The sequence below is a fragment of the Pseudomonas sp. Irchel 3A7 genome (assembly GCF_900187565.1).
Lineage (GTDB): Bacteria > Pseudomonadota > Gammaproteobacteria > Pseudomonadales > Pseudomonadaceae > Aquipseudomonas.
In genome coordinates this window covers 1-5434 of sequence record NZ_FYED01000027.1, presented here as the reverse complement: position 1 = coordinate 5434, position 5434 = coordinate 1, and the positions used below count along the sequence as shown (strand labels likewise).

General features: G+C 51.5%; 2 tRNA genes and 3 rRNA genes. All 5 read left to right on the top strand.

The annotated features are described in order from the left end of the window. Positions 1–179: 179 nt before the first annotated feature. The 5 genes from CKW21_RS30160 (at position 180) to rrf (ending at position 5386) form a co-directional block, all read left to right on the top strand. A 16S ribosomal RNA gene (locus CKW21_RS30160) occupies positions 180–1716 on the top strand. Between the two features lie 80 nt (positions 1717–1796). After that, positions 1797–1873: transfer RNA gene (locus tag CKW21_RS30155), tRNA-Ile, on the top strand. A gap of 30 nt (positions 1874–1903) precedes the next feature. Continuing rightward, positions 1904–1979 (top strand) — tRNA-Ala (locus CKW21_RS30150). 243 nt (positions 1980–2222) lie between these two features. Beyond that, a 23S ribosomal RNA gene (locus tag CKW21_RS30145) occupies positions 2223–5116 on the top strand. A gap of 154 nt (positions 5117–5270) precedes the next feature. After that, positions 5271–5386, top strand: a 5S ribosomal RNA gene (rrf, locus tag CKW21_RS30140). Together the 16S, 23S and 5S rRNA genes with 2 tRNA genes alongside form the textbook arrangement of a ribosomal RNA operon. The last annotated feature ends 48 nt before the right edge of the window (positions 5387–5434 follow it).

Here is a 5434-nt window from a genome sequence, read left to right as displayed (position 1 = left end):
CGAAAGCTCTTAACCAACCGCTCTTTAACAACTGAATCAAGCAATTCGTGTGGGTGCTTGTGGTATCAGACTGCTAGTCAACAGATTATCAGCATCACAAGTTACTCCGCGAGAAATCAAAGATGTAACCAACGATTGCTGAGCCAAGTTTAGGGTTTTCTCAAAACCCAAAGATGTTTGAACTGAAGAGTTTGATCATGGCTCAGATTGAACGCTGGCGGCAGGCCTAACACATGCAAGTCGAGCGGATGAAGAGAGCTTGCTCTCTGATTCAGCGGCGGACGGGTGAGTAATGCCTAGGAATCTGCCTGGTAGTGGGGGACAACGTTTCGAAAGGAACGCTAATACCGCATACGTCCTACGGGAGAAAGCAGGGGACCTTCGGGCCTTGCGCTATCAGATGAGCCTAGGTCGGATTAGCTAGTTGGTGAGGTAATGGCTCACCAAGGCGACGATCCGTAACTGGTCTGAGAGGATGATCAGTCACACTGGAACTGAGACACGGTCCAGACTCCTACGGGAGGCAGCAGTGGGGAATATTGGACAATGGGCGAAAGCCTGATCCAGCCATGCCGCGTGTGTGAAGAAGGTCTTCGGATTGTAAAGCACTTTAAGTTGGGAGGAAGGGTTGTAGATTAATACTCTGCAATTTTGACGTTACCGACAGAATAAGCACCGGCTAACTCTGTGCCAGCAGCCGCGGTAATACAGAGGGTGCAAGCGTTAATCGGAATTACTGGGCGTAAAGCGCGCGTAGGTGGTTTGTTAAGTTGGATGTGAAAGCCCCGGGCTCAACCTGGGAACTGCATTCAAAACTGACAAGCTAGAGTATGGTAGAGGGTGGTGGAATTTCCTGTGTAGCGGTGAAATGCGTAGATATAGGAAGGAACACCAGTGGCGAAGGCGACCACCTGGACTGATACTGACACTGAGGTGCGAAAGCGTGGGGAGCAAACAGGATTAGATACCCTGGTAGTCCACGCCGTAAACGATGTCAACTAGCCGTTGGGAGCCTTGAGCTCTTAGTGGCGCAGCTAACGCATTAAGTTGACCGCCTGGGGAGTACGGCCGCAAGGTTAAAACTCAAATGAATTGACGGGGGCCCGCACAAGCGGTGGAGCATGTGGTTTAATTCGAAGCAACGCGAAGAACCTTACCAGGCCTTGACATCCAATGAACTTTCCAGAGATGGATTGGTGCCTTCGGGAACATTGAGACAGGTGCTGCATGGCTGTCGTCAGCTCGTGTCGTGAGATGTTGGGTTAAGTCCCGTAACGAGCGCAACCCTTGTCCTTAGTTACCAGCACGTTATGGTGGGCACTCTAAGGAGACTGCCGGTGACAAACCGGAGGAAGGTGGGGATGACGTCAAGTCATCATGGCCCTTACGGCCTGGGCTACACACGTGCTACAATGGTCGGTACAGAGGGTTGCCAAGCCGCGAGGTGGAGCTAATCCCATAAAACCGATCGTAGTCCGGATCGCAGTCTGCAACTCGACTGCGTGAAGTCGGAATCGCTAGTAATCGCGAATCAGAATGTCGCGGTGAATACGTTCCCGGGCCTTGTACACACCGCCCGTCACACCATGGGAGTGGGTTGCACCAGAAGTAGCTAGTCTAACCTTCGGGAGGACGGTTACCACGGTGTGATTCATGACTGGGGTGAAGTCGTAACAAGGTAGCCGTAGGGGAACCTGCGGCTGGATCACCTCCTTAATCGACGACTCAGCTGCACCATGAGCTCCCACACGAATTGCTTGATTCATTGAAGAAGACGATAGAAGCAGCCCGAAATTGGGTCTGTAGCTCAGTTGGTTAGAGCGCACCCCTGATAAGGGTGAGGTCGGCAGTTCGAATCTGCCCAGACCCACCAATTTTGTGTGGGAAACGCCTGTAGAAATACGGGGCCATAGCTCAGCTGGGAGAGCGCCTGCCTTGCACGCAGGAGGTCAGCGGTTCGATCCCGCTTGGCTCCACCACTACTGCTTCTGACGTATAAAGCTTAGAAATGAGCATTCCATCGAACGATGGTGAATGTTGATTTCTAGTCTTTGACTGGATCGTTCTTTAAAAATTTGGGTATGTGATAGAAAGATAGACTGAACGTTACTTTCACTGGTAACGGATCAGGCTAAGGTAAAATTTGTGAGTTGCTCTTAGAGCAATGCGAATTTTCGGCGAATGTCGTCTTCACAGTATAACCAGATTGCTTGGGGTTATATGGTCAAGTGAAGAAGCGCATACGGTGGATGCCTTGGCAGTCAGAGGCGATGAAAGACGTGGTAGCCTGCGAAAAGCTTCGGGGAGTCGGCAAACAGACTTTGATCCGGAGATGTCTGAATGGGGGAACCCAGCCATCATAAGATGGTTATCTTGTACTGAATACATAGGTGCAAGAGGCGAACCAGGGGAACTGAAACATCTAAGTACCCTGAGGAAAAGAAATCAACCGAGATTCCCTTAGTAGTGGCGAGCGAACGGGGACTAGCCCTTAAGTGGCTTTGAGATTAGCGGAACGCTCTGGAAAGTGCGGCCATAGTGGGTGATAGCCCTGTACGCGAAAATCTCTTGGTCATGAAATCGAGTAGGACGGAGCACGAGAAACTTTGTCTGAATATGGGGGGACCATCCTCCAAGGCTAAATACTACTGACTGACCGATAGTGAACTAGTACCGTGAGGGAAAGGCGAAAAGAACCCCGGAGAGGGGAGTGAAATAGATCCTGAAACCGTATGCGTACAAGCAGTGGGAGCCTACTTTGTTAGGTGACTGCGTACCTTTTGTATAATGGGTCAGCGACTTATTTTCAGTGGCGAGCTTAACCGAATAGGGGAGGCGTAGCGAAAGCGAGTCTTAATAGGGCGTCTAGTCGCTGGGAATAGACCCGAAACCGGGCGATCTATCCATGGGCAGGTTGAAGGTTAGGTAACACTGACTGGAGGACCGAACCGACTACCGTTGAAAAGTTAGCGGATGACCTGTGGATCGGAGTGAAAGGCTAATCAAGCTCGGAGATAGCTGGTTCTCCTCGAAAGCTATTTAGGTAGCGCCTCATGTATCACTGTAGGGGGTAGAGCACTGTTTCGGCTAGGGGGTCATCCCGACTTACCAAACCGATGCAAACTCCGAATACCTACAAGTGCCGAGCATGGGAGACACACGGCGGGTGCTAACGTCCGTCGTGAAAAGGGAAACAACCCAGACCGTCAGCTAAGGTCCCAAAGTTATGGTTAAGTGGGAAACGATGTGGGAAGGCTTAGACAGCTAGGAGGTTGGCTTAGAAGCAGCCACCCTTTAAAGAAAGCGTAATAGCTCACTAGTCGAGTCGGCCTGCGCGGAAGATGTAACGGGGCTCAAACCATACACCGAAGCTACGGGTATCATCTTCGGATGATGCGGTAGAGGAGCGTTCTGTAAGCCTGTGAAGGTGAGTTGAGAAGCTTGCTGGAGGTATCAGAAGTGCGAATGCTGACATGAGTAACGACAATGGGTGTGAAAAACACCCACGCCGAAAGACCAAGGTTTCCTGCGCAACGTTAATCGACGCAGGGTTAGTCGGTCCCTAAGGCGAGGCTGAAAAGCGTAGTCGATGGAAAACAGGTTAATATTCCTGTACTTCTGGTTATTGCGATGGAGGGACGGAGAAGGCTAGGCCAGCTTGGCGTTGGTTGTCCAAGTTTAAGGTGGTAGGCTGAAATCTTAGGTAAATCCGGGGTTTCAAGGCCGAGAGCTGATGACGAGTTACCCTTTGGGTGACGAAGTGGTTGATGCCATGCTTCCAAGAAAAGCTTCTAAGCTTCAGATAACCAGGAACCGTACCCCAAACCGACACAGGTGGTTGGGTAGAGAATACCAAGGCGCTTGAGAGAACTCGGGTGAAGGAACTAGGCAAAATGGCACCGTAACTTCGGGAGAAGGTGCGCCGGTGAGGGTGAAGCACTTGCTGCGTAAGCCCACGCCGGTCGAAGATACCAGGCCGCTGCGACTGTTTATTAAAAACACAGCACTCTGCAAACACGAAAGTGGACGTATAGGGTGTGACGCCTGCCCGGTGCCGGAAGGTTAATTGATGGGGTTAGCTAACGCGAAGCTCTTGATCGAAGCCCCGGTAAACGGCGGCCGTAACTATAACGGTCCTAAGGTAGCGAAATTCCTTGTCGGGTAAGTTCCGACCTGCACGAATGGCGTAACGATGGCGGCGCTGTCTCCACCCGAGACTCAGTGAAATTGAAATCGCTGTGAAGATGCAGTGTATCCGCGGCTAGACGGAAAGACCCCGTGAACCTTTACTATAGCTTTGCACTGGACTTTGAATTTGCTTGTGTAGGATAGGTGGGAGGCTTTGAAGCGTGGACGCCAGTTCGCGTGGAGCCATCCTTGAAATACCACCCTGGCAACTTTGAGGTTCTAACTCAGGTCCGTTATCCGGATCGAGGACAGTGTATGGTGGGTAGTTTGACTGGGGCGGTCTCCTCCTAAAGAGTAACGGAGGAGTACGAAGGTGCGCTCAGACCGGTCGGAAATCGGTCGTAGAGTATAAAGGCAAAAGCGCGCTTGACTGCGAGACAGACACGTCGAGCAGGTACGAAAGTAGGTCTTAGTGATCCGGTGGTTCTGTATGGAAGGGCCATCGCTCAACGGATAAAAGGTACTCCGGGGATAACAGGCTGATACCGCCCAAGAGTTCATATCGACGGCGGTGTTTGGCACCTCGATGTCGGCTCATCACATCCTGGGGCTGAAGCCGGTCCCAAGGGTATGGCTGTTCGCCATTTAAAGTGGTACGCGAGCTGGGTTTAGAACGTCGTGAGACAGTTCGGTCCCTATCTGCCGTGGACGTTTGAGATTTGAGAGGGGCTGCTCCTAGTACGAGAGGACCGGAGTGGACGAACCTCTGGTGTTCCGGTTGTCACGCCAGTGGCATTGCCGGGTAGCTATGTTCGGAATAGATAACCGCTGAAAGCATCTAAGCGGGAAACTAGCCTCAAGATGAGATCTCACTGGAGCCTTGAGCTCCCTGAAGGGCCGTCGAAGACTACGACGTTGATAGGTCGGGTGTGTAAGCGCTGTGAGGCGTTGAGCTAACCGATACTAATTGCCCGTGAGGCTTGACCATATAACACCCAAGCAATTTGATACTCCGAGTTGAAAAGACGAAAGAGACCAGATTGCGGTGTGTGAAGACGCAATGAACCGAAAGTTCGCAAACACACAAACTATCGCATACCCAATTCGCTGGAACGTCGTTAGACGCGTCAGCTCAAGAATTTCTTGACGACCATAGAGCATTGGAACCACCTGATCCCATCCCGAACTCAGAAGTGAAACGATGCATCGCCGATGGTAGTGTGGGGTTTCCCCATGTGAGAGTAGGTCATCGTCAAGATTAAATTCCGAAACCCCTATCTGCGTATGCAGGTAGGGGTTTTGTTTT